The 17,923-nt window shown below is 69.4% G+C and carries 16 protein-coding genes; 6 read left to right on the top strand and 10 right to left on the bottom strand.

All coding sequences use genetic code 11. The annotated features are described in order from the left end of the window. The first annotated feature begins 19 nt into the window (after positions 1 to 19). Positions 20 to 481 carry a peroxiredoxin gene (locus BLV57_RS25110; RefSeq protein WP_091292655.1) on the top strand — a complete coding sequence of 154 codons (462 nt, stop codon included), beginning with the start codon at positions 20 to 22 and terminating at the stop codon, positions 479 to 481. Here the strand turns inward: BLV57_RS25110 and BLV57_RS25105 are convergent. From BLV57_RS25105 to BLV57_RS25090, 4 genes are all read right to left on the bottom strand, one after another. Then, the gene (locus BLV57_RS25105; protein WP_091292653.1) at positions 450 to 1,004 is read right to left on the bottom strand and encodes a GNAT family N-acetyltransferase; all 555 of its coding nucleotides are present in this window, start codon (positions 1,002 to 1,004) and stop codon (positions 450 to 452) included. The genes BLV57_RS25110 and BLV57_RS25105 overlap by 32 nt on opposite strands. 51 nt (positions 1,005 to 1,055) lie before the next feature. Then, positions 1,056 to 2,237 carry an LCP family protein gene (locus tag BLV57_RS25100; RefSeq protein WP_091292651.1) on the bottom strand — a complete coding sequence of 394 codons (1,182 nt, stop codon included), beginning with the start codon at positions 2,235 to 2,237 and terminating at the stop codon, positions 1,056 to 1,058. Positions 2,238 to 2,336: 99 nt separating this feature from the next. Beyond that, complete coding sequence (locus BLV57_RS25095) at positions 2,337 to 3,578, bottom strand: SAM-dependent methyltransferase (RefSeq protein ID WP_176968795.1); 1,242 nt, start codon at positions 3,576 to 3,578, stop codon at positions 2,337 to 2,339. Between the two features lie 56 nt (positions 3,579 to 3,634). Then, positions 3,635 to 4,330, bottom strand: a complete 696-nt coding sequence (locus BLV57_RS25090) for an alpha/beta hydrolase (RefSeq protein WP_091292647.1) — start codon at positions 4,328 to 4,330, stop codon at positions 3,635 to 3,637. 123 nt (positions 4,331 to 4,453) lie between these two features. On the opposite strand from BLV57_RS25090, the gene BLV57_RS25085 reads away from it, so the two are divergent. The 3 genes from BLV57_RS25085 (at position 4,454) to BLV57_RS44425 (ending at position 6,902) form a co-directional block, all read left to right on the top strand. Next, entirely contained in the window at positions 4,454 to 5,182 is a 729-nt protein-coding gene (locus tag BLV57_RS25085; protein ID WP_091292645.1) for an SIS domain-containing protein, read from the top strand. 112 nt (positions 5,183 to 5,294) lie between these two features. After that, positions 5,295 to 6,455 carry a serine hydrolase domain-containing protein gene (locus BLV57_RS25080; RefSeq protein ID WP_091292644.1) on the top strand — a complete coding sequence of 387 codons (1,161 nt, stop codon included), beginning with the start codon at positions 5,295 to 5,297 and terminating at the stop codon, positions 6,453 to 6,455. 132 nt (positions 6,456 to 6,587) lie between these two features. Continuing rightward, positions 6,588 to 6,902: a pentapeptide repeat-containing protein gene (locus BLV57_RS44425; RefSeq protein WP_143047142.1), complete on the top strand. Its 315-nt coding sequence runs from the start codon at positions 6,588 to 6,590 to the stop codon at positions 6,900 to 6,902. Positions 6,903 to 7,400: 498 nt separating this feature from the next. On the opposite strand, the gene BLV57_RS25070 is transcribed toward BLV57_RS44425, so the two are convergent. Further along, entirely contained in the window at positions 7,401 to 9,260 is a 1,860-nt protein-coding gene (locus BLV57_RS25070) for an ABC transporter ATP-binding protein (RefSeq protein WP_091292640.1), read from the bottom strand. Positions 9,261 to 9,440: 180 nt separating this feature from the next. On the opposite strand from BLV57_RS25070, the gene BLV57_RS25065 reads away from it, so the two are divergent. Then, complete coding sequence (locus BLV57_RS25065) at positions 9,441 to 10,721, top strand: glycosyltransferase family 87 protein (RefSeq protein WP_091292639.1); 1,281 nt, start codon at positions 9,441 to 9,443, stop codon at positions 10,719 to 10,721. Here the strand turns inward: BLV57_RS25065 and BLV57_RS25060 are convergent. The 3 genes from BLV57_RS25060 to BLV57_RS25050 form a co-directional block, all read right to left on the bottom strand. Further along, positions 10,708 to 10,917, bottom strand: coding sequence for a helix-turn-helix domain-containing protein (locus BLV57_RS25060; protein WP_003071237.1), 210 nt, complete (start codon positions 10,915 to 10,917; stop codon positions 10,708 to 10,710). The genes BLV57_RS25065 and BLV57_RS25060 overlap by 14 nt on opposite strands. Before the next feature lie 178 nt (positions 10,918 to 11,095). After that, positions 11,096 to 12,724 (bottom strand): ABC-F family ATP-binding cassette domain-containing protein, encoded by a 1,629-nt coding sequence (locus BLV57_RS25055; protein WP_091292637.1) that lies wholly within the window; start codon positions 12,722 to 12,724, stop codon positions 11,096 to 11,098. Positions 12,725 to 12,865: 141 nt separating this feature from the next. Further along, positions 12,866 to 13,762 (bottom strand): SMP-30/gluconolactonase/LRE family protein, encoded by an 897-nt coding sequence (locus BLV57_RS25050; RefSeq protein ID WP_091292635.1) that lies wholly within the window; start codon positions 13,760 to 13,762, stop codon positions 12,866 to 12,868. A gap of 65 nt (positions 13,763 to 13,827) precedes the next feature. Here BLV57_RS25050 and BLV57_RS25045 point away from each other — a divergent pair, with 65 nt between their 5' ends. After that, complete coding sequence (locus BLV57_RS25045) at positions 13,828 to 14,277, top strand: Lrp/AsnC family transcriptional regulator (protein ID WP_091292633.1); 450 nt, start codon at positions 13,828 to 13,830, stop codon at positions 14,275 to 14,277. Between the two features lie 49 nt (positions 14,278 to 14,326). Here the strand turns inward: BLV57_RS25045 and BLV57_RS25040 are convergent, their stop codons facing one another. After that, positions 14,327 to 16,591, bottom strand: a complete 2,265-nt coding sequence (locus tag BLV57_RS25040; protein WP_091293234.1) for a helix-turn-helix domain-containing protein — start codon at positions 16,589 to 16,591, stop codon at positions 14,327 to 14,329. Then, entirely contained in the window at positions 16,584 to 17,762 is a 1,179-nt protein-coding gene (locus BLV57_RS25035; RefSeq protein ID WP_091292631.1) for an Hsp70 family protein, read from the bottom strand. The genes BLV57_RS25040 and BLV57_RS25035 overlap by 8 nt, the downstream gene beginning before the upstream one ends. Between the last annotated feature and the right edge of the window lie 161 nt (positions 17,763 to 17,923).

Below are 17,923 nucleotides of genomic sequence, written 5' to 3'. Positions count from 1 at the left end.
CGACCCCGAAAGGACCTCCATGGACCAGGGAGACCTCGCCCCGGACTTCACCCTGCTCGACGACCAGGGTGAGGAGCGCACACTGTCGGAGTTCCTCACGAAGGGGCCGGTGGTCCTGTTCTTCTACCCGGCCGCGATGACCGGCGGCTGCACGGCGGAGAGCTGCCACTTCCGCGACCTGGCCGCCGAGTTCGCCGAGGTCGGCGCGCAGCGGGTCGGCATCAGCCCCGACTCGGTCGCGAAGCAGCGGATGTTCTCCGACGCCAACGGCTTCGACTACCCGCTTCTGTCCGATGAGGACGGTGAGGTCGCCAAGAAGTTCGGAGTCTGGCGCCGCTTCAACCCGCTGCTGCACGCGAAACGGCACACGTTCGTCATCGACACCGACCGCAAGGTCCTCGAGGTCATCAAGAGCGAGCTGAACTTCACGATCCACGCGGACACCGCGCTCAAGGTGCTGCGGGACCGCCAGGATTCGTGAGCCGCCACACGATGTGAACGCCGTTGCAGGCCCAGCCGCCGGGTTCGTCGGCCTCGTGCCGCTCGACCTCGGTGAACCCGAGCCTGCGCGGGATCGCGCCGCTGCGGACGTTCTTCTCGTCGTGCATGATCTCGACCCGGGTGGCGCCGACGCGGAACGCTTCGTCGACGAGCACGGCGCTGACCCGCGTCATCAGGCCGCGGCCGGTGTGCCCGGGCGTGAGCCAGTACCCGATCTCCAGGCCGCCGTGCCCGCGCCGGGTCATCAGCCCGCACGCGCCCGCCAGCTCGCCGCCGACGAGGATCTTGTAGTCGAAGGTCTTCCCGGCTTCCCAGGTCTCGCGGGCGCGGGTGACGAACTCGGTCCCGTCGGCCATCGAGTAGCCGTTGGCGACCCAGCCGACCCAGGGTTCGAGGTGGCTCAGCGAGCTGTTGACCGCGCTGTGCACCAGCCCGGCGTCGGACGCTCGCCAGCGCCGCAGTTCGAAGTCCGGACCGGGCAGGGTTTCCGCGGGTCGCTCCATCGGAGCATGGTCCCGCGGAAACCCTGGCCGTGCCAGCTAATTCACGAGCACTTAATTCACGATCACGTTGTCCGGGATGGCCGTGTCGTCGCGCATCGCGTCGAACAGCGCCTTGGACTTGACCTTGTCCCACCGCTCCGCGGACGCGTCCGTGATCGGCACGGTGGTGGTGACGACGCCGCCGGTGGAGATGCCGCGCATCGCCATCGCCAGGCCCACCAGGTTGTGCAGGTGGTCGCCGGAGTCGATGGTCAGCGCGTCCGGCGCGGTGGCCAGCAGCGGGAACAGGTCGAACGGGTTGAGCAGCGTGCCGGGGCTGGCGATCTCGCTGACCATGGCGCCGATGAACTTGCGCTGGTTGGCCACCCGGTCGAGGTCCGAGCGCGGGGTCGCCGAGCTGTGCCGCATCCGGACGAAGCCGAGCGCCTGCGCGCCGTCGAGGTCCTGGCACCCCGGCTGGAGCTTGACCCCGGTCATGGTGTCGTCCATTTCCTTGTCCAGGCACATGTTCACGCCGCCGATCGCGTCGACGATCTTCGCGAACCCGCCGAAGCCGATCTCGGCGTAGTGGTCCATGCGCAGCCCGGTCGCGCCTTCGACGGTCTCCAGCAGCAGCGGGGCGCCGCCGAGTGAGAACGCGGCGTTGATCTTGTTGGTGCCGTGGCCGGGAATCTTGACCTGTGAGTCACGCGGCAGGCTCAGCAGCGTCGGCGTGGTGGAGTTGTCGGGGATGTGCGCGACCATGATCGTGTCGGTGCGCTTGCCGCCACCGGCCGCCTTGCTGTCCCCTGTGGACAGTCGCTCGATGTCGGCCTCGGTCAGGCCGTCGCGGCTGTCGGAGCCCACGATGAGCCAGTTGGTGCCCGAAGCGGCCGCCGGCCGGCCCGAGTAATCGTGTACCGCGTCGGTGCGGTTGATCGAGAACTCGAGGTACACCCACACACCCGCGAGGAACACCACGAACACGAGCAGGATCGTGAGCAGCACGCGCCCGAAGCCCCATTTACGCCGCCGAGGCGGACGCTGGCCGCCCATCGGCGGCTGCTCCTGAGGAGGCATCTGCCGGGGCGGAGGCGGCGGTGGCGGCGTGCGTACCGGTGAGTCGTCGTAGTAGTCGCTCCGGTCGGAGTGGCCCGGCAGCGGCATCATCCTGGTGTGCTGCCGTGGCCGCGGTGAGGACTGGCGAGGCCTCGCGGGCGGCCGGTAGCCGCCGTCGTTGCCGCCGTAACTCATCGCTCATCACCCGTTCTCATCGGCGTCTGGGGCCCCCAGTGAACCGCAGGCCCTCTGTGTAAGGACGCGCGGCACCCCGACAGGTTGGGTATTTGCCCGTTATCGGACGAACCCAAACTGGTGCACCTTGAGGTAACCGGAGCGAAAACCGGCCTCCGAGTAGGCGAGATAGAACTCCCACATGCGGCGGAACACCTCGTCGAAGCCATGATCGGCGACCTCGGCCCACCGCTGGGTGAACCGCTCGCGCCACATTTTCAGCGTGCGCGCGTAGTCCTGCCCGAACTCACGCAGTCCCTGTGAGGTGAGCTGAGCGTGTTCGGCCAGTCCCTGCTCGATCGAGACGACCGACGGGATCAGCCCGCCGGGGAAGATGTACTTGTGCACCCAGGTGTAGGAGGCCGCGCTCGCCAGCATCCGGTCGTGGTTCATGGTGATGGCCTGCAGCCCGAACCGCCCGCCCGGCCGTAGCCGCTGCCCGATCGTGGCGTAGAACGTCGGCCAGTAATCGGCGCCGACCGCCTCGATCATCTCGACGCTCACGACGGCGTCGTACTCGCCCTCGGAGTGACGGTAGTCGCACAACTGGACGTCGATGCGGTCGCTCAGCCCCGCTTCGGCGATCCGGCGGGTCGCCAGCGCCCGCTGCTCCTCCGAGATGGTCAGCGACGTCACCCGCGCGCCGCGCCGGGCAGCGCGGATGGCGAGCTCGCCCCAGCCGGTGCCGATCTCGAGCACGTCGCTGCCCTCGCGCACGCCCGCGTAGTCGAGCACGCTGTCGATCTTGCGGTGCTGTGCGGCGGAGAGGTCGTCGCCCGGGCCGAACAACGCCGACGAGTACATCATCGTTTCGTCGAGGAAGGTGGCGAACAGGTCGTTGGACAGGTCGTAGTGGCGGTGGATGTTCGCCCGCGCGCCCTCGATGGTGTTCCGCTCACTCGCCGGGTGCCGCCGGTCGACGAACCGGCGGAACCGTTGCAGCGCGGGCGGAATCAGCGTCGCCATCCGCGCGGCGAACGGGGTGAGCAGCTCCGCCAGGCGGTCGGAGCTCCAGTCACCGGCCATATAGGACTCACCGAAGCCGATCTTCGCGTCCACCCCGAGCCGGTGGAAGAACGCCGACGGCCGGTGCAGCCGCATCTCGGGCGCGCCTTCGCCACCCGAGCCCAGCACCTCGCCACCGGGAAAGACGACGCGCACGTCCAGCGGGCGCACGGCCCGGCGGAACAGGCTCTCGGCGATGCGAGCGCGCAGCGGCGAACGCGGCGCGTCCGCCAGTCCCGGCCAACGGTCCTCTTCGGACTCCCGGCGCGCGTTCCGGTCAACGCTCGACGTGGTCAAGGCAGTTCCTCCCAACCTCATTCCGCCGATACCCCATGGTATTCCAGCCCGGCGGTTCACACCGGGATTCGCAGCCGCTCCGCCGCCGGCTTGGTCCAGGCCGAGGCCAATGTCTCGTCGCCGGATTCACCCGATACGACGTCGAGCACGAACGCCACCACCAGCCGGGTCCAGACCCCGGCCCGGCGCAGCATCGCGTGCCCCTCCTCGGCCACCTCGAACCGGGCGAGCCTGGTCGCGCCCGGCTGCGCGCGGCCCGCGTAGAAGAAGGACTCGGCCGGATCGGTCATCCGGTCGCTGGTGCCGTGCACGATGAGCACGGTCCGCCCGTCCAGCGCCCCTACCGGCTCCCGCGCCGGTGTCCACGGCGCGAGCCCGCAGACGGCCACCACGGCCGGGTCGTCGGCGACGCGGAACGCCACCCGTCCGCCCATCGAGTGGCCGATGAGGATGATCGGCACCCCGGGGTGCTCGGCGTGGATCCGCTCCAGCGCCCAGCGGGCGTCCTTGACCGGATCGAGGTCGGGGGCGTTCCAGCCGCGGACGCGGTTGCGCAGCTGCCAGACCTCGACCCCGCGCCCGCGCGCCGCCCGGTGCACCGCCTTCGCCAGCGGCACCATCCGCAGATACGCCAGCCGCCACGGCTTGGTCGGGCTCAGCCCGCGCTCGGCGCCGCCGTGCAGCACCAGTACCACCGCCCGCACCGGTCCGGCCGCCCGCCGGACCGTCACCACCGGAAGCCCGTCACTCACCCGTGTACTCCTCCCGTCAGCTGGGACCGGCGCGTCCAACCAGCCCAACCCGGCCATTCTGTCCCGCTATTCCCGGTCCTCGCGCGATAGATTCGCCGCTGATCGTCAACTGGAAGGGCGGGTGTGGTGAGCACCACTCAACTGTGGGACCAAGCCTCGGAGATCCTGACCGAAGCGCAACGGACGAACGAGAAGCAGATCGACGAGGCCGCCGGGCTGATCCTGGACACCATCCGCGCCGACGCGCTGGTGTTCAGCGCGGGCGCCGGGCACTCGCTGGCCGCGGTCGCGGAGACCTTCTACCGCGCGGGCGGGCTGGCCAACGTGTACCCGCTCTACCACCCGGAGCTGCTGCCGCTGCACGGCGCGCAGCACAGCACCGCCACCGAGCGCCGCAGCGGGCTGGCCGACGAGGTGCTCGACCAGAAGCCGCCGGGCCCCGGCGACGTGCTGGTCGTGTTCTCCACCTCGGGCGTCAACCCGTACCCGGTCGAGCTGGCCATCAGCGCCAAGAAGCGCGGCGCGTCGGTGATCTCGGTGACCTCGCGCGCGTGCATCGCGGCGGCGCCGAAGCGCTCGTCCTCGACGCTGGCCGCCGAGGGCACGGTCGTGATCGACACCGGCATCAGGGTCGGCGACTCCAGCTACCCCGCCGAGGCGCCGGTCACCGCGCCGCTGTCCACTGTGGTCAACGCCTACCTGTGGAACCTCGTGCTGACGCGCGTGCTGGACCTCGGTACGGCGGCAGGCGTCGACGTGCCACTGTGGCGAAGCTCCAACGTCGAAGGCGGCGATGCCGCCAACGCTTCACTGCTTTCACGTTACGTACCAAGGATTCCCGCCTTAGCGTAGCCGCGCGGCTCCGGCTGGTAGTGCTCCTTGACTTCGGTCACGACGGCTCACATGCTACGACATACCGACCAGTCGGTGTCCTCGCGTCAACGCTGACCAAGGGAGCGCCCCCATGGCGAACCAGACCCTCACAGTCCAGATACACGGCGAGTGCGCGGCAGGCTTCGAGCCGGTTCGCCGGGCCTTCGAGGAGAACTTCCACGCCAGGGGGGAACTGGGCGCCGCGTTCGCGGTGACCCATAACGGTGCGACGGTCGTCGACCTGTGGGCGGGGTGGGCGGACGCGGACAAGACCAGGCCGTGGGCGGCGGACACGCTGACCAACGTCTGGTCCACCACGAAGGGCGCGGTCGCGGTCTGCGCGCACCAGCTCGCCGAGCGCGGGCTGCTGGACCTCGACGCGCCCGTCGCCCGCTACTGGCCGGAGTTCGCGGCAGCGGGCAAGCAGGACATCCCGGTGCGGTGGCTGCTTTCCCACCGCTCCGGGGTGACCGGCGTCGGCCTCGACCATCCGATCGGCCTCGAGACCGTGCTCGACTGGGACGCGATGACCGCGCTGCTGGCCGCCCAGGCCCCGCATTTCGAGCCGGGCACCGCGAGCGGCTACCAGGCGATGTCGTACGGCTTCATGGTCGGCGAGGTCATCCGCCGGATCACCGGCCAGCCGGTCGGCACGTACTTCCAGGAGAACGTCGCCGGCCCGCTCGGCCTCGACTTCCACATCGGACTCCCCGCGTCCGAGCACGGACGCTGCTCCGAGATGGTCGAGCCGGTGATGACCTCCGAAGCCGCCAGCGCGCTCGCGACGGCCTTCGCCAACGCCGGCCCGGTCGCGCTCGCCGCACTGGTCAACCCCCGGATCGAAGGCCACCACGCGAACGACCCGGCCTGGCGCTCCGCCCAGATCCCCGCGGCCAACGGCCACGCCACCGCCCGCGCGATCGCCTCGCTGTACGGCGCGCTGCTCGACGGCTCGCTTTTGTCTGCGCAGACGGTGGAAACCGCGCGCACGGGCCAAGGCCGTGAAGTCGACCTCGTCGGCGGCCTCGGCAACGAGTGGGCGCTCGGGTTCTATCTCGGCAGCGAGGAGAAGGCCTTTGGTCCCAACCCGCGCGCGTTCGGCCATGACGGTTTCGGCGGGTCCACCGGCGGCGCGGATCCCGAGGCCGGGATCGCCTTCGGCTACACGATGAACCAGATGGGCCCGCTCCTGCGCGACGACCCGCGCAAGATGGCGCTCGTGAACGCGGTCTTCGCCTCGCTGCGGTCGTGAGTGTTGCGGCCGGTTCTAACCGGCCGGAACACTCACGACCCTGGGATCGGCCTGGGTCACGCGGGGTTGTATGAGGGCTCCCTTCATCACACCCACGCCGTATGAAGGCTCCTTTCATCCGACCCACGCTGTATGAAGGCTCCCCTCATCACGCATGGCTGGATGAAGGCTCCCCTCATACAGGCTCGCGCAGTGAGGGCCTCCCTCACCCGAGCCTGCGCGGTGGGGGCCTCCCTCACCCGAGCCCGCGCAGTGAGGGCCTCCCTCACCCGAGCCCGCGCAGTGAGGGCCTCCCTCACCCGAGCCCGCGCAGTGAGGGCCTCCCTCACCCGAGCCCGCGCAGTGAGGGCCTCCCTCACCAAGCTATTGAGGGCAGGTCAGATATGGCGTGTTCCGGGGCTGGCGGCGCGGATTTCCTTGGCCGGGTTCGAGGTGGGTGCTCTGTGAAGCGAGGGTGCCCTTGAGCGCGTAGTAAGCACTCGGGGGTGCCCTCGCTGCGTGACCAGGCTCGGATCAGGGTGGGTGTCGGCGCGAGTGGTACCTCTGCTGCGTCCAACGGAGCAGAGGTACCACTCGCGCAAGCCGTGTCCGGCTGGCGCGAGGGGATCCCGTCGCCGGGGGTCGTGAGTGTTTTGGCCGGTTATTGAGGGGGAGGGCAAATGTGGCGTGCCCGATGCGGCTGGGTGAGGGCCTTCCTCACCCGGTTGCAGGTGGTCAGGGCCTCCCTCACCCGATATTTCGGGTGAGGGAGGCCCTGACTCGGTGGGTTCGGGTGAGGGAGGCCCTGACCCAAGCCCACCGACTGCGAGCCGGGTCCCCCGGGGGTCGTGAGTGTTTAGGCCGGTTAGAACCGGCCGTACCACTCACGACCCCCGAGCCCAAGCCGACAGTCACGCCACCTTTGCGTTCCCCCTCAATAGAACCGCCCGCAACGCGCACGAGCCCTTAGGCCGCGGCGGGTTCCTCGTCGAACTGGGTGTGGTAGAGCGCGGCGTACCGGCCTTCCAGTGCGAGCAGTTCGTCGTGGGTGCCGCGTTCGACGATCTCACCGTGCTCCAGGACCAGGATCTGGTCGGCGGCGCGGATCGTGGACAGCCGGTGCGCGATCACCAGCGCGGTCCGACCCTCCAAAGCGGACGAAAGCGCTTCGCCCACAGCGGCTTCCGACTCGGAGTCGAGGTGCGCCGTGGCCTCGTCGAGCACGATCACGCGGGGCTGCGCGAGCAGGAGGCGCGCGATCGTCAGGCGCTGACGCTCACCTCCCGACAACCGGTAACCCCGCTCCCCCACCAAGGTTTCCAGGCCATCCGGCAGGCCGCGGATGAGGTCGGCGAGCCGTGCACGGCCGAGCGCGTCCCAGATCTCGGCTTGCGTGGCTTCGGGGCGGGCGTAGGCCAGGTTCGCGCGGATGGTGTCGTGGAAGAGGTGGCCGTCCTGGGTCACCACGCCCACGGTCTCGCGGAGCGACTCGAAGCTCAGGTCGCGGACATCCACATCGGACAGCCGGACCGAGCCGGAGTCCACATCGTACAGCCGCGGCAGCAGCGAGCCGATCGTCGACTTGCCCGCTCCCGACGACCCGACGAGCGCGACCAGCTGGCCCGCCTCGGCGCGGAAGCTGATGCCGTGCAGCACCTCTTCGCCGCCGCGGTGGTCCAAGGTGGACACGTCCTCCAGCGAGGCGAGCGAGTACTTGTCCGCCGACGGGTAACCGAACCGGACGTCGGTGAACTCGACCGAGACACCGCCCGCGGGCACGCGCACCGGGTCCGGCTTCTCCTTGATCATCGGGTCGAGGTCGAGCACCTCGAAGACGCGCTCGAACGACACCAGCGCGGTCATCACGTCCACCCGGACGTTCGCCAGCGCGGTGAGCGGGGAGTAAAGCCGGGTCAACAGCAGGGCAAGCGCCACAACGGTTCCCGGCGCGAGCTCACCCTTCAGCGCGAGCCAGCCGCCGAGCCCGTACACCAGTGCCTGCGCCAGCGCGGACACCAGTGTCAAGCTGCTGAGGAACCAGCGGGTGAGCATCGCGGTGCGCACGCCGATGTCGCGGACGCGACCGGCGCGCGCGGCGAAGTCGTCGGCTTCCGCGACCGGGCGCCCGAAGAGCTTGACCAGTGTCGCGCCCGGTGCGGAGAAGCGTTCGGTCATCTGGGTGGTCATGCCCGCGTTGAGGTTCGCGGATTCCCGCTGCAGCGCGGCCATCCGGCGGCCCATCCGTCGGGCGGGCAGCACGAAGACCGGCAGCAGCACCAGCGCGAGCGCGGTCACCTGCCACGACAGCGTCATCATCACCGCGAGCGAGAGCGCCAGCTGGATCACGTTGGTCACCAGGCCGGACAGCGTCGCGGTGAAGGTGCGCTGCGCGCCGATCACGTCGTTGTTCAGCCTGCTGACCAGCGCGCCGGTGCGGGTCCTGGTGAAGAACGCGACCGGCATCTTCTGCACGTGCTCGAACACCGCGCGCCGCAGGTCGAGGATCAGCCCCTCGCCGATCCGGGCCGACTGCCAGCGTTCGGCGAGTCCCAGGCCGGTGTCGGCGACCGCGAGCGCCGCGATCACCAGCGCGAGGCCGATCACCAGCCCGGTGTCGTGCCCGGCGATGATCCCGTCGACGACCTTGCCCGCCAGCACCGGCGCGGTGACCGCGAGCACCGCGGAGATCACGGTGAGGATCAGGAACACCGCGAGCCTGCGCCAGTGCGGCTTGGCGAAGCGCGCGACGCGGCGCGTGGTGCCGCGCGCCAGCGCCTTCGGCTTCTCCTTCATCGCCGAGTACATCAGCGACCAGGTGTTGTCCATACCATCCCCAAATCTCTACTAAGCTCTAGCTTTTTTCCGCATATTGCCTGGACAACGCGGGGCGCTACCGAAATCTTCCCGAACCGTACGCCTCTTTCCCGCACCGAGGCGACCTGGTTCCGGCGCGCTCGGTAACCTGCTGGTCAGCGGGTTGACGGCGAAAACACGGAGGTACGGGACATGCGGACGCTGACCGCGGGCGTCGGCACGGACCGCCGGGCGCTGGGCATCGACCTCGCGTTCTACCTGGGTTGTTTTGCCTTCGCCTTACCTACCGCGCTCGTTTCGGAGTTCTACGGCTATCGCGTGTGGGGAAATTTCGCCTCCGTCGGCTACGGCATCGCCGCCGTCTACACGGGATGGCTGCTTGCGAAGCCTATGCAAGAAAAGGCTTGGTCCCGCTGGGTCGGGATCGGCTCGATCGGCTTGTTCGCCATGGTGATCCCGCTCGGCGTGCTCGTCGTGCGGCGGCTCACCGGCGTGGACTGGCTGATCACGCCGGTCTCCTGGGCGGCGCAGCCCGAGGTGTGGGTGATCGAGCGCTCCGCGCGGCTGCTGCTCGACCACGGCACGCCGTACGTCGACATCACCGCGCTCGGCCGCGCGCCCGAGGTCAACGACTACACGCCCTACGAGCCGGTGATGGCGTTGTTCGGCCTGCCGAGGGCGTTGTTCGGCGGCACCCCGCTCACCAACGCGCTCACCGACGCGCGGCTGGTGTTCGCGCTGGTAGCCGTTCTTTGTGTGCTGGCAACGCTTCGGCTGCTCAAGTGGCCGAAGATCCCCGTGCGCGCCGCCCAGCTGGCGCTCGCCTGCCCTCTGACGGCACTGACGTGGGCGGTCGCCGGTCCCGACCTCGCGATCGCGGGGATGCTGATACTGGCCTGCGCGCTCGCGGCGCGCGACAAACCTGTCCTATCCGGACTGGTGCTCGCGCTTGTGGTCAGTGCCAAGGTGATCGTCGCGCCGGCGCTCGTGGTGCTGGCGTTCCTTGTTCTCAAACGCTTGGGAAAACGGTCACTCGGCGCATTTTTGAGCACCTTCACGGCCGTGACGGCGGTGGCGAACGTCCCCGTGTTCCTGGTCGACCCGCGTGCCTTCATCGAGCACACGATCCGGTTCCCGTTCGGGTTCGGTGCGGTGACTTCGCCTGCGGCAAGCCCCCTGCCAGGGCATTTGATCGCCAACCTAGGCCAAGTAGGCAAGGCGATGAGCTTCCTGCTGCTCGCCGCGGCGGCTGCCGCGATCCTCGTGTGGTTGGTACGCCGGCCCCCCGCGGTCGGCTGGGACGCATTGCTGCGCATCGCCGCCGGACTCGGCGCCTTCACACTTCTCACGCCTGCGACACGGTACGGGTACCTCGTCTACCCGCTCGTGCTGCTGGGCGCCATGCTTGTGTTTCGCGAGATGGAAGAGCCCCCCGCTCCCCTCCCGCAAGCAGCCTCAGCTACTTCTTCTTGACCCGGGTGGCGCCACCTCGCCCACGCAACTGGACGCCGGACTCCGAGAGCACGCGGTGCACGAAACCGTAGGAACGGCCGGTCGACTCGGCGAGAGCCCGGATGCTTGACCCTTTTTCGTACTTCTTCTTCAGGTCAGCGGCCAGTTTGTCGCGAGTGTTGCCGGTGATCCGTGCGCCTTTCTTCAGATCGGCCACGTCGATCCGCCTTCCGCCTGAGAGTGTTCTGGGCCACAATCAGCCCCTGCCGGGGCAATGATCGAACACTGAGCGCCGGAATGCCATACGACAGGCATAAAACTGCCGGAATTGCGATCACATTGGGCCATTCCAGTGCTTCTGGCGGCATCGGCAAGCACCCGAATGGCCGTATCGATCACGCAAGCTGGACAAGTTCGAGGTATTCGTCCGACCAATGATCTTCGGTGCCGTCCGGCAAGAGGATCACTCGCTCCGGTTCGAGTGCTTGCACCGCACCGGGGTCGTGCGTGACGAGCACCACGGCGCCGGTGAAGCTCCGCAGCGCGTCGAGAACCTGTTCGCGGCTGGCGGGATCGAGGTTGTTGGTCGGTTCGTCGAGCAGCAACACGTTGGCAGCGCTGGAGACCAGACCGGCGAGCGCGAGCCTGGTCTTCTCGCCGCCGGAGAGCGTCCCGGCGGGCTGCTCGAGCTGCTCGCCGGTGAACATGAACGAGCCGAGCAGGTTCCGCAATTCCTGCGCGCCGGTGTCGGGCGCGGCATGGCGGATGTTCTCCCACACACTCGCGTCGTGGTCGAGCGTTTCGTGCTCCTGTGCGTAATAACCCAACCGCATACCGTGACCCGGAACGATGCCACCGGTATCGGGCGTTTCCATTCCGCCGAGCAACCGCAAGAGCGTGGTCTTGCCCGCGCCGTTCAATCCCAGAACGACGACCTTCGAACCGCGGTCGATCGCAAGATCGACTCCGGTGAAAATTTCCAACGAACCATAGGATTTCGAAAGGCCTTCGGCGGTGAGCGGCGTTTTCCCGCACGGGGCCGGGTCGGGGAAGCGGATACGGGCGACCTTGTCGGCCACGCGCTGCTCGTCGAGGTTCGCCAGCATCTGGTTCGCCCGGCGCGCCATGTTCTTCGCGGCCACGGCCTTCGTCGCCTTCGCGCCGAGCTTCGCGGCCTGCTGCTGCAACGCCGACGCCTTCTTTTCGGCGTTGGCGCGCTCGCGGCGCCTGCGCTTCTCGTCGGTGGCGCGCGCGTCGAGGTAGCGCTGCCAGGACATGTTGTAGTTGTCCAGTTCCCCGCGCGTGGCGTCGAGGAACCAGACCTTGTTGACGACATCGGCGAGCAGGTCGACGTCGTGGCTGATCACGACCAGGCCACCGTCATGCGACTTGAGGAACCCGCGCAGCCAGGTGATGGAGTCGGCGTCGAGGTGGTTGGTCGGCTCGTCGAGCAGCAGGATCGTCTCCGACTTGCCGCCCGCGCCCGCTTCCGCCGCGGCGAACAGGATCCGCGCCAGCTCCACGCGGCGGCGCTGGCCACCCGAGAGCGTCTGCAAGGTCTGCGAAAGAATCCGGTCGGCGAGGCCGAGATTCGAGCAGATCCGCGCGGCCTCGCTCTCGGCCGCGTACCCGCCGAGCGCGGCGAAGCGCTCTTCGAGGCGGCTGTACTTGCGGACGACCTTGTCCCGCTGCGCCTCGTCGACGAGCTCGGACATGGCGGTCTGCGCCTTTTCCATGTCCCGCACCAAGACGTCGAGCCCGCGCGCGGAGAGCACGCGGTCCTTCGCGGTGACCGAAAGATCACCTTCGCGAGGATCCTGCGGCAGGTAGCCGAGTTCGCCGGTGCGCCGGACCTCGCCTGCGTGCGGCTCGCCTTCGCCGGCGAGCACCTTCAGCGAGGTGGTCTTGCCGGCGCCGTTGCGGCCGACGAGGCCGATGCGGTCGCCCTGCTGGATGCGGAGTGTGGTGTCGGACAGGAGGATGCGCGAGCCAGCACGCAGCTCAAGGCCCGTGGCCGTGATCAAGGGAACTCCCAGAAGTGGGGGTGGAGGTGGACAGCTTCGACATGCCGATCGCCCGCGACCGGCACGGAGCTACTCCAAGAGGATGTCCACACGATCAGTGTACGGGGCCGCGTCCACGGGTTTTCCGGTTGGTGTCCGGTCTCACGGATACCGGGCGCCGTTCACCGTCACCCGCAGCGTGTACAGCGAGCTCGAGGCGGTGATGAAGAGCTCGTTGCGCCGGGCTCCACCAAAGGTGAAGTTCGAGCAGATCTCGGGCATCCGCAGCTTGCCGATCAACGTCCCATCGGGCGCGAAACAGTGCAGCCCATCGTGCGCGGCCGCCCACACGTCGCCCTTCGAGTCGACGCGCACGCCGTCGAAGCGCCCGTTGTCGCAGGTCCCGAAGATCGCGCCGCCGGCAAGACGCGCGCCCTTGACGTCGAAAACCCTGATGTGGCTGGGATCCTGCCGGGTGTCGGCGATGTACAGCTTGCTCTCGTCCGCCGAGAAGGCGAGCCCGTTCGGCCTGCTGAAGTCGTCGGCGACCAGGGTCACGGAGCCGTCGGGGTCCGCACGGTAGACGTTGCAGGCGCCGATCTCGCTTTCCGCCTGGTAGCCCTCGTAGTCGCTGTCGATGCCGTAGCTCGGGTCGGTGAACCAGATCGAGCCGTCGGAGTGCTCGACGACATCGTTGGGGCTGTTGAATTTCTTGCCGTTCCAAGCGTCGGCGATGACGGTGATCGAGCCGTCGTGCTCGGTGCGGGTCACGCGGCGGTTGCCCTGCTCGCAGCTGATCAGCCTGCCGCGGCGGTCGGCGGTGTGCCCGTTCGCGTAGCCCGACGGCTGCCGGAACACGCCGACCTGGCCGGTCGTCTCGTCCCAGCGCAGGGTGCGGTCGTTGGGGATGTCGCTGAACACCAGGTAGCGCCCGGCCGGGAAGTACACCGGGCCTTCGGTCCAGCGGCAGCCGGTGTGCAGCCGCTGCATCCACTCGTCGCCGTTGATCCGGGCGAAGCGCTCGTCGAGCAGCTGGAAGTCGGCTTTGACCATGTCCATGATGACTCTCCCCTGAATGGCGTTCTGTACTCAGAGTGCATTGCCGAACCTGATATGGTCAAGCGATGGATGAGGTAGATCGCACTCTGCTCGCCGAGTTGCAGCGCGACGCGACCCAGGCGTATGCGGCGCTCGGGCAGGCCGTGGGCTTGTCGGCGGGCGCCACCCATGAGCGCGTCCGGAAACTGCGCGAGCAGGGCGTGATCCGGCGTACGACGGTCGACGTCGACCCGGCCGCCGTGGGGCGCGGGGTGATGGCCTTCGTGCTCGTCGAAGCCAACGCGTGGATGGGCGACTCCCCCACGAAAACGGCACTCGAGGAGTTGCCCGAGGTGGTGGAGGCGCACGTGATCGCGGGCCCCGCGTCGCTTCTGGTGAAGGTGCGCACGTCCACGACCGAGGAACTCCAGGCCTCCCTGCGACGTCTCTTCGCGATCGAAGGCGTCACGGGTACGCAGACGATCGTGGTGCTGGAGTCCTTCTTCGAGCGCCCCGTGGACGTGAGACCGGGATAAAGCGGGCTTTATCCCGCTGCGGAGTAAAGCCCGCTTTATCCCGGGTTTCTCAGCGCGTCAGCAGCTCGCGCAGGTGGGACAGCAGGTCGCTGCGGGTGGAAGCGCCGAGGCGCTGGCGCATGCGGGCCATGTGGTGCTCGACCGTCTTGGCCGAGATGAACAAGCGCTCGCCGACCTGCTTGTACGTCAAGCCGTCCAGCACCAGCTCCGCGACCTCGACCTCCCGGTCGCTCAGCTTCGGCGCGACGGCGTCCTCTGTGGACTCGGGCTCCGGATCGCCGCGCAGCGCACGCGCGCAGTCCAGCAGCGACACCATCGCCTTGCGGTCCGAGGTCCGGATGGCCGCCTGGCCAGCCAGGCGCGCGCCGTCCCACCACAGGCCCGCCGCGTGCAGGCCGCGCGCGGCCGCCTCGACCTCCACGGCGTCGACGTCGCCGCGCAGGACCCGGAGCCAGCTGCGGGCCGCGGCCGACAAGGCGGGCGGGAAGTCGCCGAGCGCGGCCACGTGCTGCTCGGCTTCGGCGGGATGCTCGGCGAGGATCGCCGCGTGCAGGCCGCTCCAGTGCAACGGCGCCGACCACAGTGGAGGGTCGCCGAGTGCGGTCACCAAATCCCTGGCCTGCTTCAAATGCGGCGCGATGCGGGCTTCGTCGCCAAGCCGAGCCGCCGCGACCTCGAACTCGCCGAACGCGAGCAAAGTGAACAGGTCGACGCGGTGCCGGATGACGGCTTCACAGGCCTGGCCCCAGATCCGGCGCAACGCGGTGAGGTCGCTGCGGCGGCGGGCGAGGCCGACCTCCAGCGCGACCGACATGAGCCAGTCACGCGGTTCCAAAGCAGACCCCGCCGCGGCGAGGCGTTCTTCGGCGAGCGTCAGGTCACCGCGGACCATCGCGATCCACGCCAGCAGCAGCCGATGGCGCGCCGCGAGGATCACCCCGCCGGAACCGGAGGCGAGCGCCCTCGACAGGACCGGCTCGGCGATCGACAACTCTCCACTGTGGAGCGCGACGATCGCGGCCAGCGCGGCCGGGGTATCGGGTAGCAGCACCGAGTCGCCAACGGGCTCCAGCAGCTCGGCCGCGGAGACCAAAGTAGACAAAGCGACGGCGGGTGATCCGGTGACCGACTCGGCGATTCCCCTTGCCATGGCGTCGATCGCACCGGAGAGCAGGGTGGGCGGAGCGTCCTCATCGGACCCGCCGAGCTGCGCGAGCGCCTCGGTCAGCCTGCCGGTGCCGAAGAACCCGATAGCGGCGAACGAGCCCGCGCGAGCCCAGCGGTGCAATTCCGCGCTGCGGTCGAGACTTCCCCGGTGTGCCAGCGCGACAGCCGCGACACCGGCGGCGTCGCGGCGTTCCTCGGCTTCGCGGTTCGCGACGGTCTGGTCAGCCAGGCGCAACGCCGTGTCGAGGTCGCCCGAGCGGGCCGCGGCCTCCGCCCAGCGTGCGCCGATCTCCCCCGCCGGAGTGCCCGCGTCGACGGCCGCGCTGTACAACCGTGCCGCCAAAGCCGGTTCCGCGGCGAGCGCCTCACCGGCGGCCGAGGTGAAGAACCCAGCGCAGTAAGTGCCGGAAAGCCCTTCGCCCAGCCAATTCCGGGCCATCGGCAGCAGCGGGCCACCGCGCAGCAGGCTCAGCTCGGCCAGTCTTCGGCGGACGGCGTCGCGTTGTTCGACCGGCACGACCGTCCGCAGCGCGCTGACCGCGACCGGCAGCAGTGTGCCGTCCTGGCCCAGCAGCCCGGTCGCCCTGGCCAGTTCGATCTGCCCGGCGACGTCGTCGAAATCCTCGGCGAGCAACTCGAAATCGGCGCCGGCCTCGATCGCGGTCAGCAGGCGCAGGGTGGCCGGATCGGAGTGATCGAGGCTGTGCCCCAGCTCCGCGATGTCCCGGCGCGTCACCAGGCCCGGCACCCCGCCGGTCCGCGCGTGCACGGCGGCCGCGCGCTCGGCGCCGACCACCTGCTCGACCTGGCGCAGGTCGAACGGCCGCAGCACGATCTGGCCGCGCATCCGGCCGAGCAGCTCGGTCAGCCCCGCCGGGCGTGGCCGTGGCCTGGCCGCGACGACAAGGCCCATGTTCTCATCGGAAGCCAGCTCGCCCAGCGCGGACAACTCGTCCTCGCCGAGCAGATGCGCGTCGTCGACGAGCCGGATTTTCGTGCTGTCGCACAGACTTCCGAGGTGGTCGAGCAACGCGGTCTTGCCGTACTCCCCCGGCGCGACGACCGCGAGGCGGACCGGCGCGAGCGAGCCGTCGGCGATCGCCGCGCACAGCCGCCTGGTCGGTTCATCGAGGATCAGCTCAGTCATCCCGGCCACCGGATTTCCGGCCGGGCAGCACGAAACGCTTCGGCGGCTCGAGCGGCGTGATCTCGACCGGCGGGCGCGGCGGCGGTTCGGGCTCGTCGTCGAACACGGCCACCTCCTCACGGACGGGCGGCGGCACGAACTCCGGCTGCGGCGCCATCCGGGGCCGCGCGGCGAGCGCGGCGCCCCGGCAGACGGCCGTGCCGGGATCGGGGTCGACGATCACCGGGCAGCCGAACTTGTCCTGCGCCAGATCGGTGACCAGCGGCACGCGCGCGCTGCCGCCGACCAGCGCGACCGCGGCGGGCACCGGGGTGGCGACGCGGCACAGCCGTTCGATCGCGGTGGCCAGCACCGGCCGCGCGAGATGTTCGAACTCCGCACGGGTCAGCGGCATCTCGCCGAGCGCGCCCAGTGAAACCGAAACCTCCGGTGCCAGTGACAACCGTTCCTTCGCCTCCCGGCAGGCGGCCCGCAGGCCGACGGTCTCGGTGGCCTCGACTCCGGCCGTCTCGAGAACATAGTCGAACAGCAGGTCGTCGAGCCGCGCGCCCGCACCGGAGGCGGAACCGTCGACATGCGTCAGGATTTCAAAGCCCGCCGGATTCCGCCGCAGGATCGCCGATTCGACGTGCTCACCGCCGAGACGGCAGGCCGCGAGCACCGAGCCGACGCCGACCGCCTCGCGCACGAGCGGGCTTTCGGCGGCCGCGATCGGGCTCGGCAGCAGCAAGACCCCGGGCAGGCCCGCCGCCTCCAAGGACCCGTGCAGCACGGCGCGCCGATGCGGGCCCCAGCCGGGCGGGTGGGTCAGCACGATCCGGTCGGCCGGTCCGCCTTCGAGCTCGGCGACCTCGTCGACCACCCAGCCAGCGAGCGTCGCGGCCAGCAGCTCGGCCGGATACCGCGCCCCGCCGACGAGCATCGGGACGTCGTCGCCGACCCGGCTCATGAAGCCCCTGGCGAGGCCGTCCGGTTCCGCGACCGCGCGGCGCAGCGCGTCCTGCCCGATCAGCGAAGACCCATCGCGCCCGACGTGCAGCACGGACTCGAACCAGCGCGCGCCGCCTTCGAAGGCCACGACGTCCGGCTCACCCCAGGTGCCCTGCGCGCGCCTGCACACCGCCGCGGTGGTGCGGGTGTGGCCGAGATCGATCCCGACGACATAGGGCACGCGCGAATCCTCCGAATGGGCGAGTAGAAGGTTCCCCTTCCTACCAAAGTCATTCCCCGGGGGTGAATCCCCTAATCCCCTAACGGAGCAATCCCCCACCGGCCGGAGCGATACGGGGACGTTCCCCGATGCCACCCCCGGTCAAGATCCCTAACGTTGCG

The sequence above is a fragment of the Amycolatopsis xylanica genome, from assembly GCF_900107045.1.
GTDB lineage: Bacteria > Actinomycetota > Actinomycetes > Mycobacteriales > Pseudonocardiaceae > Amycolatopsis > Amycolatopsis xylanica.
Note: the sequence above shows the minus strand (reverse complement) of the source record. Positions and strands in the feature narration are given on the sequence as shown.